The organism is Gimesia panareensis, from assembly GCF_007748155.1.
Lineage (GTDB): Bacteria > Planctomycetota > Planctomycetia > Planctomycetales > Planctomycetaceae > Gimesia > Gimesia panareensis.
On the sequence record NZ_CP037421.1, the window covers coordinates 1,595,622 to 1,611,879 of the forward strand.

Consider the following 16,258-nt stretch of genomic DNA (forward strand, 5'->3'; position numbering starts at 1 on the left):
GGGATCGACCCGTGAGCAGAATTGCCTTTTTGTTTCCCGGACAGGGTGCTCAACATGTAGGTATGGGTAAAACCATTGTCGAGAAATATCCGGCGGCGAAAGAGCTGTTTGATCGCGCTGCGGAGATTCTGCAATACGATCTGGCGAAGATCTGCTTTGAAGGACCCAGCGAAGAGCTGGATTCCACTGTCATCAGTCAGCCTGCCCTGTTTGTGACCAGCCTGGCGGCCCTGGAAATGTTGCGGGCCGATGCTCCTGATAAGGTTCTGGCGTGCGAAATGACCGCTGGTTTGAGCCTGGGGGAATATACCGCACTCGTGTTTGCCGGGGCCATGAGTTTTGAAGATGGTCTGCGGGTCGTTCAGCGACGCGGTGAGGCGATGCAGGCTGCAGCGGATGCCAATCCTTCTGGAATGGTCAGTGTCCTGCTGCTGGATCGAGACAAAGTGGCAGAGATCTGTGAAGCAGCCTCAGCCGCGGGCAAAATCTGGATTGCCAATTACCTGTGCCCCGGAAACATTGTGCTGTCTGGTGAGAACAGTGCCTGTGAGCGGGCTGCTGAACTGGCTGAGCAGGAAGGGGGGCGTGCTATCCCCCTGGCGGTTGCCGGTGCTTTTCATACGGAGATCATGAAACCGGCCGACAGCAAGCTCTCAGAAGCGCTGGCGGGAGTGGGGCTGAAAAAGCCGGAAATCCCTGTGATTTCCAATGTGGATGCTAAAATCCATGAAGATCCGGATGAGATCCGCGAATTACTCATTCGTCAGGTTCTCAGTCCGGTGCTCTGGGAAGATTCGATCCGAACCATGCTGGATGATGGTTTTGACGAGTTCTACGAAATCGGTCCCGGTAAGGTTCTGAAGGGGCTGATGAAGCGGATCAACCGCAAGATTTCCTGTGAAACTGTCAACGATTCATAGGGAGAGGGTGCGAGGCAGGATCGAGGCTTCAGGAAAGGTGCATGCAAACGGACAGTGGTGTGTTCCGGTTCATCGGACCTGGCAAGACAGAGCTTGATCTAATCTATCGATCTGTGCTACAACAACTTACGGAAGCCCGACAGGGAAATTCTACCAGAAGTCAAAATCGGGCGTTGTCAGACTGGTAAAGTTGGTCGACGCTAATTAAGAGATAACTCTGGTGGAGTAGACAAGACTCATAATTCTTGTCTCATTTTAAGGTTTACATAAATCGGGAAACTGGATATATCATCGCTACAACTGTTGGTGAATCCATTCAAGTTGATATGGTAAAGATGTTTCCAGCCATAGAAAAAGTAAAAAAATCACTAAGACGGTGAAGGAGAAGAAGCGTGTCAATTGAAGAAAAAGTGGTTGGTATCGTAAGCGAGCAGTTAGGCCATCCCAAAGAAGACATTACACTCGACAGCAAATTTATCGACGACTTGAAGGCCGATTCGCTCGACATCGTAGAACTGGTTATGGAATTTGAAGACGAATTCGACGTAACCATTCCTGATGATGACTATGACAAAATCAAAACTGTCGGCGATGTGGTGGGCTACATCACAGAAAAAGCCAGCTGATTGATCACAGACTGATCAGCGTTGTACGTCAAGTGTTTTGAATCTACAGGGTCCTGTCTTTTCATTGTAGGAAGTGTTCTCGGATGCGCAGGAGAGTCGTCGTTACCGGAGTTTCTGTCGTAACGGCTCTGGGTTTAGATGTCTCAGAGTTTTGGGACAAGTTGTGTGCTGGCAAAAGTGGTGTCGGTCCTATCGAACGCTTTGACTGCTCCGACTACAAAGTCCGTTTTGGCGGCGAAATCAAAGATTTCAATGCAGCCGAGTATACCAATCTTTCCTCGAAAGACCTGAAACGCGTTGATCGTTTTGTCCAGTTCGGTCTGGTCGGGGCGCATATCGCCTACCGCCAGGCACAACTGGAAGACTTTGAGGGGGACCCCTATCGCAGAGGAGTTCTGATTGGCAGTGGAATCGGCGGTTTGAATGAGATCGAAAACCAGCACGACAAACTCTACAATCAGGGGCCGGCTCGTGTTTCTCCCTTCATGATTCCCAAGCTGATGGTGAATGCGGCCAGCGGAAATATTTCAGTGGCGTATGAACTGAAGGGGCCTAACAGTGCTGTGGCAACGGCCTGTGCTTCCGCCACTAATGCGATAGGCGATGCTTTCAAGCTGATTCAAAACGATGTGGCTGACATCATGGTGACCGGCGGGAGCGAAGCAGCTGTAACACCGATGGGCCTTTCCGGTTTTGCCCGGATGAATGCTCTGTCGACACGGAATGACGATCCCCAGGCAGCGAGCCGTCCCTTCGATCGCGATCGTGACGGGTTTGTGATGGCGGAGGGTGCCGGAATTATCGTGCTGGAAGAGTACGAGCATGCAAAGCAGCGGGGCGTGCCGATTCTGGCTGAAGTTGTGGGATACGGAATGTCTGCAGATGGAACCCACATGACGGCTCCCGATCCGGAAGGGCGTGGTGCTGCTCGTGCCATGCTGCATGCGATCAAAGATGCCGGCCTGAATCCGGAAGACATTAACTACATCAATACGCACGGTACCAGTACTCCCTTGGGTGACGTTGCTGAAACGGTCGCCATCAATACGGTCTTCGGGTCTCATGTGAAATCCATGCCGGTTTCGAGCACGAAAGGGCATCTGGGGCATTTGCTGGGGGCTTCGGGTGGAGTAGAATTTGTCGTAGGTGTTAAGGCTCTGATGGAGCAGGTCGCGCCTCCCACGATCAATCTGGATAACCCCGACGAGCAATGCAATCTCGATTATATCCCGAACGAGCCACGCGAAATGAAGCTGGAGCGGGTGATGAAAAACAGCTTCGGTTTTGGCGGGCATAATGCCTGTCTGATTCTGCAGAAAGCGTCCTGATTCGGGACAGGTTTTTGCGTTATCGCATGTGGTCGTATGTATATGTGATGCACTGTCATTGAGCGACCTGCTGGTTCCGTCAGAATTTCCCAATGAAATCTTGATCTCACGGTCGCCTCAGGCTTGAAAAACCAGCCTTGATTGTCTTGACTATCTCCTGTTGCAGGCGCTTTACTGGGTCTGGATAGTGTATTTATGTCTGCCCTCTGTCGTTGAGCTGGGTTCAAACGGAGAGTCAGGCAGTCAGCGTTTCGTCCCAACTTCCTGAAAATCAGCAGGATCTGCCCTTGGGATAGGGGTTTTTGTTACTGGAGCAGGCAAAAGTCTTGTCTGGGCCGAATTATCCTCTACGATGCAGTTACATTATTCACAGGCAGCCGGCAGATTTGATAAGCGGGACTTTCTAAAGAGATTCAAATGAATACAGAATCACGACGTCGTATTCTGATCACCGGGATGGGAATCCTCAGCCCGATCGGAATTGGAGCAGAAGCGTTTCAAAACAGTCTGATGTCGGGTACTTCAGGCATTAAGAAATCGGAGATGTACTCTTATCTGGCAACTCCAGATTCCTGTGTGGCTGAGATTGCTGATTTCAATGACAGCACGATCAAGAAAGTGTATCTGAAACAGCAGCGCAGGAGCCTGAAGGTGATGTGCCGCGAAATTCAACTGGGAGTCGCTTCTGCCAATCTGGCGATGGATGATTCAGGTATTGATCTGGAAGCAGTTGACAGCGAACGTTTCGGAATTGAGTTCGGGGCGAATCTGATGCTCAGTCCTCCCGAGGTTCTTTACTCCGCGTGCATGGAATGTACTGAAGGTACCGAGTTCCATTACGAACGGTGGGGGGCAGAGGGGCTTCCCAAAATGGAACCACTCTGGTTGCTGAAATATCTGCCGAATATGCCGGCCTGCCATATCGGAATCGTGATGGATGCCCGTGGTCCGAGTAACTCCATTACCCAGGCTGAAGCGTCCGGAAATCTTGTGCTGGGAGAGGCACAGCGGATTATTGAACGCGACTGGGCTGACGTGATGGTTGCTGGCGTGACCGGAACCCGGGTTCATGAGGTGAAATCGATCCACGCAAAACTGTGGGATGAACTGGCTGACTCACCTGAGGAATTTTCAAAGCGGTCCCGGCCTTTTGACAAGGCGCGCAATGGTCAGGTCGCAGGGGAAGCGGCCTGCTCGCTGCTGCTGGAAGAAAAGTCCCATGCTGAGAAGCGTGGGGCCAAGGTCTGGGGCGAACTTTTGGGGACTGGTGCTTCCTGTGTCGTAAATCGCGATGGTACTCCCGAGACCCGTGTTTCAATCGCCAACGCAATCAAACTGGCCTTCAAGCGCGCAGGTGTGGAAGCGGGAGATATTGGTCACATCAACGCTCATGGGTTGGGAGATTCCAGGCTGGACGTTGAAGAATACCAGGCGATCAGCGATATCTTCGGTGATAAAGCGAATGAAGTTCCCGTAACGGCCCTGAAGAGTTACTTCGGCAATTCCGGTTCTGCCTGTGGTATTGTTGAGGCCAGTGGTTCACTGGTGGGGCTGAAGCAGGGAGTGATTCCAGCAACCTTGAACTACGAAACTCAGGATACGAACTGTCCGTTGAATGTGGTTCGAAATGAACCGCTGCCGACAGATAACAAGCTGTTCCTGAAGATCAGCACGACGACCTTTGGGCAGGCCAGTGCTTCGGTAATCTGCGGCGTCTGATTCTTAACAGAGACATCGAAAAAAAGAGCCCCGTCAGGTTTGGCCTGACGGGGCTCTTTCTGTTGTACATTCAGCGAAATCAGAATTTTTTAAGTGCATACTGGGCACCACGATAAGCGGACAGGTTTCGCATTCCCGTATTCAGAGCCTGCTGAAAGTTCTGCGTCGCAGTTGCTGTATCGCCTGCCAGCAATGCTTTCTGTCCGATGAAATAGTGTGCTTCACAGGTTTGTGCCTGCTTGCGTTGCGGATCCTTCTGGTCGATGGATTTGAGCAGGTCTGCTTCGGTGACACCTCCCATAAGGTACGCAGTAAGCATGTCGACGGAGTCGCGGGCTTCTGGTTTCTGGTTGAGAACCGTCTGGAATTTTGCATCCGCGGCAGCTTTCTGGTTGTTGCGGACCATTGCCAGGTAAATCCAGGGGTTGAGGACTTTCATCTGATCCTGTGACAGTTGTGTGGCCTGATCGAATTGTTTCAGTGCTTCTCCGAAGTTCTGGTTAAAGAAGTAGGAAAAGCCCAGGTCGGAGTGCAGGGCCGGATTCTGTGGATCGAGCTGGACAGCCCGGGCCTGGTCCTGGATGGCTTCAGCAATTTTTCCCTGCAACAGACGTGCTTCGCCTCGCATGCCCAGTACAAAAGGTTGCTCGGGGACAATGGAAAGGGACTGGGTCAGGTCTGCTTCCGCGGTGTCCGGTTTGCCCCCTTCCAGGTAGGCAAAACCACGGTTCGTAATGGCGTGGTGGTAATTGGGGTCAATCTGAATGGCCCGGGAGAAGTCGTTGATGGCTTCCTGGAGTTTTCCCTGTTGCTGGTAGAACATGGCCCGGTTGTTATAGACGACGGGCGAATCGGGCTGTTTCTGAATCACCTGATTAAAGCTGGCCAGTGCCTGATCGTTTTCACCTGCCAGTGCATATGCATCAGGTAGAGCGAGCAGGGCTGCAAAGTGATTGGGGGAAAGTTTAATCGTTTCCGTGAAGTCCTGGGCTGCCTCCCGGGGCTTGTTGAGGGGGAGATAAATCATCCCCCGCTGGTAATGGAAGTTGGCCCGCTCTTCAGGAGTGAGATTTGGGCGTGCCAGAATCTGATTCGCGACATTCAGGGCGGTTTCAGCGTGGCTTTTCTTATTCTCCATGACTGCCAGGTTCATCATCCCATATAGATAGGGGAGATAGTAGTTGACATTCTGGTTCTGGCTATAGCGGATGGCTTCGCGTGAATCACCGACTCCTTCCCGGATGGTCTGGGTGTTACCCTGTTCGCGGCCTGATTCCACGCGAGCACTGGCCCTCAGGTAGTAGGCAACATGATCACTGGGATTCTGCTGCAAAACCTGAGAAGCGAGCTGAATGGATTTGGCATAGTCCCCCTGTTGCTGGGCCTGGTCAGCCTGCATTTTCAACTGGGCAAAGGGGTCATTGGTAGTTGGTGTGGTCGGTGTGGGCTGTGCTGCAGCGGCGAGCGGCAGTCCCAGGCAAATGATCAGAGCGGGCAGAAAGCGGGGCATAGGTGGATCATCCTTATAGAAATTCAGACTTGATACTCAGACTCTACAAACCCGGATTCTCGGAAAAAGGGTCGACGATTCCGAGGGGGCTCCTAAGATACTATGATAGTTCAATGATTTGATGGAGAGCAATTCTCGGCCAACAAGGGGAATTTGGAAAAATGGATGTGGGCTTCCCGTTGTGAGAAACGGTTGGCAAATTCTGCGAAACTGATCAATAGATCACTGTTTGGCTGACTTTCTTGTAAGCGGAATGGTTGAAGTTAAGTCGTTATGAAATAGTTGCCTGCGGTGCTTGACATCTGAACGCGCGAAGATTAATTTCTCAGAGTAGAGTATTGACCATGGTGCTCTATGCGCAATGGTTTTACATACTGGTGTTCAGTATGTTTTGTGTTTGCAAGGGGTAACATGCCAGATTGGCTGTTTGTTTCTTTGTGATGAATCGGCATTCGTAAACTCGAATGGAGTCCTCTCATATGTAGGCTGGTTGGAACTCGAGCATTTGCTCACCAATCCGATTGTCGCGTTGGTTGCGTTGTCAAAGGCCAATCGCGGCTATGCCTGGTCGCCGTTTTGCGGTGGTACAGGTAGTCATAAAGTGGGCATGTTCCCGCTTTTTTTTGTTAATGGCAGAGCCATCAGGGAGTTGAGTCCCCGGGACTCAGTTAAGTATAGATAGAGATTTGACCGGTTCAGGTCTTGTTTGAGTAGTTTTCGAGTCAGTTGAAAAATCAACTGTCGAATGAAGGAAACACATTATGGACGGTAAGGAAGTTCTCCGAATTGTTGATGCCATTCAACGCGATAAAAGCATCGATAAAGAGATCGTGTTTAGTGGGATCGAGCAGGCGATTCTGTCTGCGGCCCGCCGGCACTTTGGGGATGATCACGAACTGACAGTCGACATCAATCGTGATTCTGGGGAACCAACCGTCTATTGCGATAATGAAAAGCTGGCACAGGACATTCTGGGAGAAATTCTGGGACGTGTGGCAGCACAGACGGCCAAGCAGGTGATGATTCAGAAGATCCGTGAAGCAGAGCGCGATACGGTTTTTGATGAATACATGGAAATGCAGTACCAGTCGGTTTCCGGCGCAGTGTCTCGTGTGGAAGGCGGCGCAGTCCTGATTAACCTGGGAAAGATTGAAGGCATCCTGCCCCGGGGCGAGCAGATTCCGGGTGAGTCATTTCGTGTAGGGGACCGGGTGCGGGCGATTGTTCTGGATGTTCGCAAGGCGGGCAGCCGGGTGAAAGTCATTCTTTCACGGACCCATCCTGATATGGTACGTCGTTTGTTTGAACTGGAAATTCCGGAAGTTGCTGATCGAATTATTGATGTCCGGTCGCTGGCACGCGAGGCGGGTTACCGCTCCAAAGTGGCGGTATCCTGTATCGACAGCAGCATTGACTGTGTCGGTGCCTGTGTTGGTATGCGGGGTGCCCGGATTAAGAATATTGTGGACGAACTGGCGGGTGAACGTATTGATATTGTCCGCTGGAACGACTCACTGCAGGTACTGGTGCCCAATTCGCTCCAGCCTGCCGAAGTGGAAGATGTGATCCTGTGCCCCATGCTGGGCCGGGTCATTGTTCTGGTGCGTGACGATCAGTTGCCTCTGGCCATCGGTCGTAAAGGACAGAATGTGCGGCTGGCGTCCAAGCTGGTCGGCTGGGATATCGAAGTGATGACCCAGACCGAGCTGGACGAACAGCTGGATAAAACCGTGGAAGCCTTTTCCTCGATTCCGGGAGTTTCTGAAGAGCTGGCCGAAAGCCTGGTCTCTCAGGGCTTCTTCAGTTATTACGATCTGTCGGTGATTGAACCGGATCAGCTGGCTGAACTGGGTGGCCTGACAGCCGAACAGTGCGAGCAGATTGTCGAAGTGGCTGATCGTGAAAGTGAACGGGTGGAAGCAGAAGAAGAAGCTATGAAGCAGGCACAGCAGAATCAGCCGGCAGGGACGGCACCTGCTGCACCTGTTGCACCTGCGAAGGGGCTGTCAGATGTCGCTGCTGCTTCGGAGGGTGATGACGCACCTGCTGAGGAAGCCTCGACTGAAACAGAAGCTGCGGCTGAGTCGGTTACAGAAAGTGCTGCTTCCGAACCTGTTGAAGCAGCTTCCGATCCAGAAGAATCTGAAGACACGGCAGTTGTGGAAAACGAGACAGAAGTGGCGACCGATTCTGAGTCTGTAGAGAGCTCCGCAGATGAGCCGGTGCAGGTGGAAAACGAAGTAGAAGAATCGACAGAGAAGCAGGAATAAATCGTTTTATTACGAGTAAGTGTTATGAGGCTGTTGCCTCAACTGGCAATGTGTCTGGATCTGACAGGATCTGATGGGACGTTGCAGAATTGTTCACGGGAGAAGGGCTGTTGAAGATTCGTATTTTTGCTCTTGCAAAAGAGTTGGGAATGGACAGCAAGGTGCTGATCGATGAATGTAACAAGGCGGGAGTGAAGCTCAAAAACTCCGCTTTGGCCAGCATCACGCCCGAGGAACGTGATATCGTGATTGATTATCTCAAGCAGCAGGAGCAACCTGCTGAAGGGGCTAAAGATCAGGCTGACCAGGCCGCGATGGCACCTCAGCGGGAGCCTCAGAAGATGCGGACAATCAAGGCGATGACATCCCGTCCTCAGCCTTCCCGAGCGACTCCTAAATCAAAAGCTGAAGATGACAGACCGGAATCAGAGGAAGAAGGAAGATCCTCAGTTGCGGTAGAGCAGGATGAAGAGGAACCGCAGACTGCTGCTGAGACCGAGCAGGCAGCTGAAGCAGAAACTACTGCGAAAGAATCGGCTGAGACGGCCGAGGCTGCATCCGGACCCCTGAAGAGGAAAACGGAAGAATCTCCGAAACCTCCTGAAGATGAGAAAACGGAGTCCGAACAGGTCATCAGTCGGGATGATTATGTACCGGCAGGAGGCGCACCGACCTCCAGCATCCGTGAGATGAAACCAATTGGCTCACCGCGGTCTTCCAAGCCCCAGCCTAAATCCAAGAGTAAGACGGCTCTGCCTTCCGTAGCGGCTCCACCGGCTTACAAGCAGCCGGTCATTCCCAAACCGAAGAAAAAAGAAGAGAAGGCGCAGAAGCCTGAGGTGCGTTTGACAGCAGACATCCTCGAGCAGAAAAGCCCGCTGGCAGCTCACCTGGCACAACACACCGAACAGAAGAAACGCGATAAAGATCGCGATTCAATAGATGAAGACAGTAAACAGCGTCGTGGCAGCCTGAGTCTGGTCGAGGCGCGAAAGCAACGTCGCGAGCAGCGTAAGGAAGGCCGCCGGGGCTTTGCTGCCGAGGGTGGTGAGCAGCAGGAAGTTGTCGGTCGCCGTCCTCGCCGGACCAAGCGTAAACATGATTCATCCAATATCGTTCATAAGACAGAGGCTGAAGTGGAACTGCCGATGACAGTGCGGAGTCTCTCAGAAGCGATGGGACGTCCTGCGAAGACAATCATGTCGATCCTGTTTAAAGAGTTCGGTGAGATGGTCACTATCAACCAGATCATTGAGGAAGAGACTGCTCTGGCCGTGGCAATGGAACTGGGCGTGGACCTGACGTTCAAGAAACAGAAAGGTGCCCAGGAGCTGGTCGAGGAAATCATGGAGCAGGAAGATGCTCCCGAGGATCTCGTTACCCGTCCACCGATCATTACTGTACTGGGGCATGTGGACCATGGTAAGACAACTCTGGTTGACACCTTGCGGAATTCCAAAGTGGTGGAAGGCGAAGCAGGTGGAATTACTCAGCATATCGCCGCTTATCAGATTGAATATAACGATCACAAACTGACATTCGTGGATACTCCGGGTCACGCGGCATTCAGCGAAATGCGATCCCGGGGAGCCAACGTGACCGACATGGTCGTGCTGGTGGTCGCCGCTGACGACGGTGTCATGCCTCAGACGGCAGAAAGTATCAGTCACGTTAAGGCCTCCGGGGTTCCGATGGTTGTGGCGATGAATAAAATCGATCTTCCCGATATCAACGAGCAGAAAGTGCTGCAGGATCTGACAGCTCAGAACGTACTGCCAGCGGAGTGGGGGGGCGAAACCGAAGTCGTTCGCGTTTCTGCTTTGAAGGGGACCGGCCTGGACAACCTGCTGGAAACTCTCTTGTTGACCGCGGAACTGCATGAACTGAAAGCCAATCCGAATCGACCTGCCGTCGGGGTCTGTCTGGAAGGCTTCCGCGATGAAGGCCGCGGTTCGGTCGCCTGGCTGATCGTCCAGAAGGGGACCTTGCGGATTGGCGACGCCGTGATTTGCGGTAAGTCTTACGGCTACATTCGTGCCATGTACGATGATACCGATCAGCAGATCGAAGAGGCACCGCCCTCGATGCCCGTCAAAGTCACTGGTCTGGATTCAGTACCGGGAGCCGGCGATCACTTCGTGGTGGTCGATGATATCGAGCAGGCCCGCGAACTGGCCGAGGAGCGTCGTCATGAAGGGCGTACCGATACACTGTCACGTCACAGTGGCGGACCGCGGACACTGGAAGATATTCTGGGGTCTGCCCGTGAAGGGGCGATTCAGGATCTGCCGCTGATCATCAAAGCGGATACGCCAGGTTCACTGGAAGCGATTCGCAGCGAAATCGGCAAGTTCGAACATCCGGAAGTCCGGGTTAAGATCCTGCACGAAGGGATCGGTGGTGTGAATGAGAGCGACGTCTATCTCGCGACCGCCTCGGATGCGATTATCATCGCCTTCCATGTGGTGGCGGAAGATCGGGCGACTGCTCTGGCGACACAGGAAGATGTGGAGATCCGCCGTTACAGTATTATCTATGAGGTGGTCGATGATATCCGGGCGTCGCTGGAAGGCCTGCTGCGTCCGGAACTGGTTCAGGAGCAGACCGGTCGGGCACTGGTCCTGCAGACATTCTCGATCAGCCGCTTCGGAAAGATTGCCGGATGCCGTGTTCTGAATGGCACGATCAACCGCAACGATCGGGTACATTTGATCCGGGATCAGAAGATTCTGAATCAGTATCCAATTGCCTCGCTGAAGCGGGAAAAGGACGATGTCAAGGAGGTTCGGGAAGGCATGGAATGCGGTATTCTGCTATCCGGTTTCAATGACATTAAAGAGGGAGACCTGCTGGAAGCATTCCGGATTAACGAAGTCAAACGAACTTTGGATTCCAGCTCTTAAGCTGCTGCGAATCAGACAGGGAATGCAGGCGAGAACTGAATGACATCACGTCGACTAGCAAAAATCGCTCAGGCGATACTGGAAACTGTAAGTACAACAATCCTGTTTCAGTTGCGCGATCCACGGATCCGCAACGTGACAGTATTACACGTTGATGTGGCACCCGATGTGCAGTCAGCCAAGGTCTATATTTCGATCATGGGGGATGAGAAGTCAAAAGCACTCTGCATGCATGGTCTGGAATCGGCCCGCGGGTTCATTCAATCCAAAATTGCCGATCGAATTCAGACACGCTACACGCCCGTGATCAAGTTTGTACAGGACACTGCAGTGAAAGATACCATGGATACAATGCGTATCCTGGATGAGTTACAACACGAAAGAGAACAGGAAGAGTCAGCGAAGCATCTTTCTTCTGAAGAAGATGGTCCTACCGAAGAGGCATCCCAAGAAGATTGAGGGACAGCGGAGCTGTGAGTGATCACAGTCGCTGTTTTCAAATTCATTCCTTATTGAACTAACTCAAATATTACGCAGACAGATATGGTTGCTAAAAAAATATCGACGTCGGATAAACAGGCGATTTGCAAAAAGTTGATGACGCTTCTCAAAAAGCGGTATTCGGCCACATTACCCAAATACGACCGTCCTGTGTTAGAGACGATTCTGCATGGTATCTGTCTGGAGAATACAACCAATGAACTGGCCGACCAGGTTTTTGAGGACCTGCTCGACGGGTTCCACGACCTGAATGAAATTCGGGTCAGCACGATTTCCGAACTGGAATCGGTTTTTGCTCAGGTAGGCGATGCGGAATGGCGTTCGTACCGGATCCGTTCGGTACTACAATACGTCTTTGATAAAGAATTCTGTTTTGACCTGGAAGGGATGCGGAAGAAGACACTCGAGCAGGCACAGAAACAGTTAACCCGGATGAAGGCTCTGACGCCTTTTGTACTGAATCACACGTTACAGGTTGTGCTGGGAAGTCATCTGGTTCCAGCGGATGAAAAGATTCTGCATGCCAGTAAATGGTTAGGTCTGTTGCCTTCGGAAGAAAGCATCGATACGGCCAGCGACAACCTGAAGTCGACAGTGCGTAAGTCGGATGCTCCCCTGTTCAGCCATCTGTTGCGCTGCCTGGCGACTGATGAAGAGCTGCAGGTTGATTTTGATCTGGATAAACATCCGTTGCCTGAAGAGGGCGTGGATTTGATGGACGCTCCCAGCCGTCTGGAAGCTTTGTTTGCCAATCCGATGTCCAAACAGAAAAAGAAGACGGTGAAAAAGAAGAAGGCGGCTACCAAGAGCAAAAAAGCGGCTACCAAGGTGAAAAAGAAGGTGCCTGCCAAGAAAACCAAGGCCGCTAAAAAGACGACCAAAAAAGCCGCCTCGAAGTCGTCGGCTGCTAAAAAGACGACCAAAAAGAAGGTACCGAAGAAGAAGTCTTCCTCGACCAAAAAGTAGAATTGCGCTACTGTACCTCTGGGGATCCCCTGCCGTTTCGCACTGTTGCCAGTAACTTTTCTGTCTTCTGACCCTGTGCGTTTTCTTTTGAGTCCCGCAGCGAAAAAACGGGATTCCGGCAAAAGCAGGCTTGGAGAAGATAGTGAAAAGGCGTTACAATAAATGCACGCATTGATTGTATCTGCTGGTACCGTCACTGTTTTCCACAACCCTGATACGGGTTGCCTGTAGCGTTCCCCGGACCTGCTGTGGTACGTCTGCCTGAGGCGGAGTGGCACTGGTCGGTGTGAATGCGCTCAAGAGTCTATGAAATCTCTGTTTTAAATGGAGTTCGAATGATGAGTCGGTTTTCCATAATGCCGGTATTGTGCCGGCTGTTCCTGTTCTTACCCGCCTTGTTGATTTTCCTCAGTCCTGAGTTGCTCGTGGCTGAGATGCCCGGGAAGAAAGGGGAGAAGTCGACTCAGAAACAGGCGTCTCCTAAAGTCTTTACCCTGGAAGAGGGGATCGCAGATGATGTCGTTCTGCCTTTCGTGCCTGCCAAACCCCGCTCGCCGATGGAGCAGCAAAAAATTGATTCTGCCGCCTGGTACATGACCGGACGAATGCGCGAAGCCCGCAACGATTTTGTCGGTGCTTATGAAGCGTATAAGAAGGCGATGGAGGACAATCCCAATTCCCTCGAAATTTACCGGGTGCTGATTCGTCTGGCTTCGGGGCTGGATAAAACTGAGGAAGCCATCGAATATGCCCAGAAAGCGGTTGAGCTCGATCCTGGGGATTATGAACTGATGCGGAAACTGGGGCTGCATATGGCAGGCCAGGGACGCTTTGAAGAAGCGGTCAACTTTCTGGAAAAAGCTTCACAGTCGCCCTCGATCGATAAAAAGTCGGGCGTGTATGTGATCATCAAACACGATCAGGCCAATCTGTATGAACGCCTGGGAAAAAAGGAAGAAGCTGCAAAGTGCTGGGAAGTCGTTTTCCAGGCACTGACCAAACCGGATGATTTTACTTTTGAATTCAACACGCGCGAGCAACTGGAGGCCAAGCAGGGAAAGCTGTTTGAGCGAATCGGGCAGTCGTTCCTGGAGACGGATCGACTCAAGCTGGCGGTGGAAGCCTTCAACAAGGCGGCGGAGTCGCAGAAAGGCCGCCCCGGAATTCTCAAGTATCATCTGGCACAGGTCTATTTCCGCTCCAAACAGTACCAGCAGGCATTGGACTCTCTGCAGTCTTACTTTGATGAACAGTTACAGTCGAAGGGGCGGAAGGCGTACGAATTTCTGGCGGAAATCCTGGCTGCTTTAAACGAGTCTGACGAACTGATTCCCCGTCTTGAAAAACTGGCTGCTAAAGACAAGTACAACCGGACCCTGCATTACTACCTGGCCGAACAGTACGGAGAAGCCGGTCGTTTTGCTGATGCTGAAAAGACCTACCTGGAATCGATCGGTGAATCCTCGGATGTAGACGGGCTGGCAGGTCTGCTGTCATTGTACGAGAAAAACAAAAAGTATGACAAACTGATTACCACACTCTCGCAGATTGTGCAGTCCGGAGACGGGATCCGCAGAATTCAGTCTGACCTGCAAAAGATGTCCAAGGACAAAGAGCTGGTAAGTGCTCTGGTAGCGGAAGCAGAAAAACAGAAAGAGAAGGATCCCCCGGGTGTCGACGTCTTCTCCGGATTTCTGATTGCCAAACTGGCTGCTGAGGCGGGTGATAACAAGGCAGCTGGAGAATTTTACCAGTTTGCCATCGATGCAGCCGGAAAACACTCCAAGCCCCAGATCCGGGGTAACTGGACGCTGCTGATCCTGCAGGAATACAGCCAGTTGTTGAGAGAAGAAGACAAATATGGCGAGTTGTCTGAACTGCTGCAGAAAGCGGTGGAGAACCCGTTGCTGGCACCACAGCGGATCAATCTGATGTCATTTCTGGCAGATGCCCGTGAGCGTAATGGAGAAACGGCCGCGGCTCTGAAAGTCAATGAAGAAGCGCGACAGGCCGCTCCCAGATATCCCATGCTGGACTATCAGCATGCCTGGATTTATTACCATGCCCGTGACTGGGATAACGCCATCGAGCAGATGCAGAGCTTTATCAAAAAATATCCGCAACAGAAAGAACGCATCTATCAGATCAAGATGATGCTTTCGAATACCTATGTGCAGAAGGGGGATATCCTCAAGGGAGAAAAGGTGCTGGAAGAGATGCTGGCAGAGGATCCGAGCAATCCTTCCATCAATAACGACCTGGGATATCTCTATGCTGACCAGGGGAAAAACCTGGAAAAAGCAGAAAAGATGATTCGGATTGCGTTGAAATCCGAACCCGACAACATGGCTTACCTCGACAGTATGGGCTGGGTTCTGTTCAAACTGAAGAAATATGAGGAAGCCCTGACTTATCTGGAAAAAGCCAGCAAACTGCCCGGTGGCGGAGACAGTACAATTCTGGACCATCTCGCGGATTGTTACCACGAATTGAATAAGAACGAGCAGGCGCGGGAACTCTGGAAAAAGGCGCTGGATGCAGCCCGAAAGGCCTCCCCTCCGGACTCTAAGCTGATTGATCAGCTTCAGCAAAAACTGAGTCAGTAATCGTTTTCAATCCCCCTGAAATTATAGTAGTATTGGTGCAATTCCATTTCACACTGCGTGAGTTCCGCGCAGTGATCTTCCACACATTTTTGAGTTAAGCGAAAACTTCCATGGCAGGTCATTCACATTGGGCTAATATCGCCGCCAAGAAAGGGGTGGTTGATAAGAAGCGCGGGAAACTTTTTGGGAAATTGAGTCGCGCGATTATTGTCGCTGCCCAGCACGGGGGCGGTGATCCGGTAATGAATCTGGCGCTGCGCTATGCAATTGATAAAGCCCGCAAAGCCAGTATGCCCAAAGATAACATTGACCGTGCAGTCAAAAAGGGATGCGGTGAGCTCTCAGGGGAGAATTTCGAAGAGCTGGTTTATGAAGGTTACGGTTCAGCCGGCGTAGCTGTCTTATGCGACATTCTGACTGAAAATCGAAACCGGACAGCTGGTGAAGTTCGGAAAATCTTTGAAGTACACGGCGGTAACCTGGGGAGCACCGGCTGTGTCGCCTGGATGTTTGAGCGGAAAGGGCTGTTCCTGGTTCCCTGCGAAAACGTGGAAGAGGATGAGCTGTTTGAAATCGCCCTGGAGGCAGGCGCAGATGATGTCGCAGCGAACGGCGATGTCTATGAAGTGACCTGCAGTGTGGAGGCCTTCCAGCAGGTGGCTGATGTATTTGAGCAGAAGCAGATTCCCACCAATCTGGCTGAAATTTCACGGATTCCTGAGACAACTGTAGACTTGGACGTGGAAGATGGTAAAAAAGTGCTCAAGCTGATGGAAGCACTTGAAGACCATGAAGATGTGCAGAGTGTGACAGCGAATTTTAATATCCCTGATGAAATCATGGCTGAGGTCATGGCAGAATAGCTGAATAATTTGACAACCTGGATTTGAGGGGGACGGCGGCTTGACG

General features: G+C 51.8%; 11 protein-coding genes. 10 read left to right on the forward strand and 1 reads right to left on the reverse strand.

Annotated features, from left to right (window positions below):
* Positions 1-11: 11 nt before the first annotated feature.
* The 4 genes from fabD (at position 12) to Enr10x_RS06100 (ending at position 4,593) form a co-directional block, all read left to right on the forward strand.
* Complete coding sequence (gene fabD, locus Enr10x_RS06085) at positions 12-920, forward strand: ACP S-malonyltransferase (RefSeq protein WP_145104997.1); 909 nt, start codon at positions 12-14, stop codon at positions 918-920.
* 392 nt (positions 921-1,312) lie between these two features.
* Entirely contained in the window at positions 1,313-1,546 is a 234-nt protein-coding gene (gene acpP, locus Enr10x_RS06090) for an acyl carrier protein (protein WP_002649181.1), read from the forward strand.
* A gap of 83 nt (positions 1,547-1,629) precedes the next feature.
* Positions 1,630-2,874, forward strand: a complete 1,245-nt coding sequence (gene fabF / locus Enr10x_RS06095) for a beta-ketoacyl-ACP synthase II (protein ID WP_145448447.1) — start codon at positions 1,630-1,632, stop codon at positions 2,872-2,874.
* 417 nt (positions 2,875-3,291) lie between these two features.
* Entirely contained in the window at positions 3,292-4,593 is a 1,302-nt protein-coding gene (locus Enr10x_RS06100; RefSeq protein WP_145105001.1) for a beta-ketoacyl-[acyl-carrier-protein] synthase family protein, read from the forward strand.
* A gap of 79 nt (positions 4,594-4,672) precedes the next feature.
* Here Enr10x_RS06100 and Enr10x_RS06105 read toward each other — a convergent pair whose 3' ends face one another.
* Positions 4,673-6,103 carry a tetratricopeptide repeat protein gene (locus tag Enr10x_RS06105; protein WP_145105004.1) on the reverse strand — a complete coding sequence of 477 codons (1,431 nt, stop codon included), beginning with the start codon at positions 6,101-6,103 and terminating at the stop codon, positions 4,673-4,675.
* A 761-nt stretch (positions 6,104-6,864) separates the two neighbouring features.
* Here Enr10x_RS06105 and nusA point away from each other — a divergent pair.
* The 6 genes from nusA to Enr10x_RS06135 all read left to right on the forward strand — a co-directional run bounded on the left by nusA (position 6,865) and on the right by Enr10x_RS06135 (position 16,212).
* A complete protein-coding gene (gene nusA / locus Enr10x_RS06110) occupies positions 6,865-8,373 on the forward strand; it encodes a transcription termination factor NusA (protein ID WP_145448448.1) in 1,509 nt (502 codons plus the stop codon).
* 149 nt (positions 8,374-8,522) lie between these two features.
* Positions 8,523-11,276: a translation initiation factor IF-2 gene (gene infB / locus Enr10x_RS06115; protein ID WP_232093246.1), complete on the forward strand. Its 2,754-nt coding sequence runs from the start codon at positions 8,523-8,525 to the stop codon at positions 11,274-11,276.
* A 39-nt stretch (positions 11,277-11,315) separates the two neighbouring features.
* Entirely contained in the window at positions 11,316-11,735 is a 420-nt protein-coding gene (gene rbfA, locus Enr10x_RS06120) for a 30S ribosome-binding factor RbfA (RefSeq protein ID WP_145105009.1), read from the forward strand.
* A 138-nt stretch (positions 11,736-11,873) separates the two neighbouring features.
* Positions 11,874-12,743, forward strand: coding sequence for a hypothetical protein (locus Enr10x_RS06125; protein ID WP_145448450.1), 870 nt, complete (start codon positions 11,874-11,876; stop codon positions 12,741-12,743).
* A gap of 335 nt (positions 12,744-13,078) precedes the next feature.
* Positions 13,079-15,349 (forward strand): tetratricopeptide repeat protein, encoded by a 2,271-nt coding sequence (locus Enr10x_RS06130; RefSeq protein ID WP_197997497.1) that lies wholly within the window; start codon positions 13,079-13,081, stop codon positions 15,347-15,349.
* Between the two features lie 110 nt (positions 15,350-15,459).
* Positions 15,460-16,212, forward strand: a complete 753-nt coding sequence (locus tag Enr10x_RS06135) for a YebC/PmpR family DNA-binding transcriptional regulator (protein ID WP_145448452.1) — start codon at positions 15,460-15,462, stop codon at positions 16,210-16,212.
* The last annotated feature ends 46 nt before the right edge of the window (positions 16,213-16,258 follow it).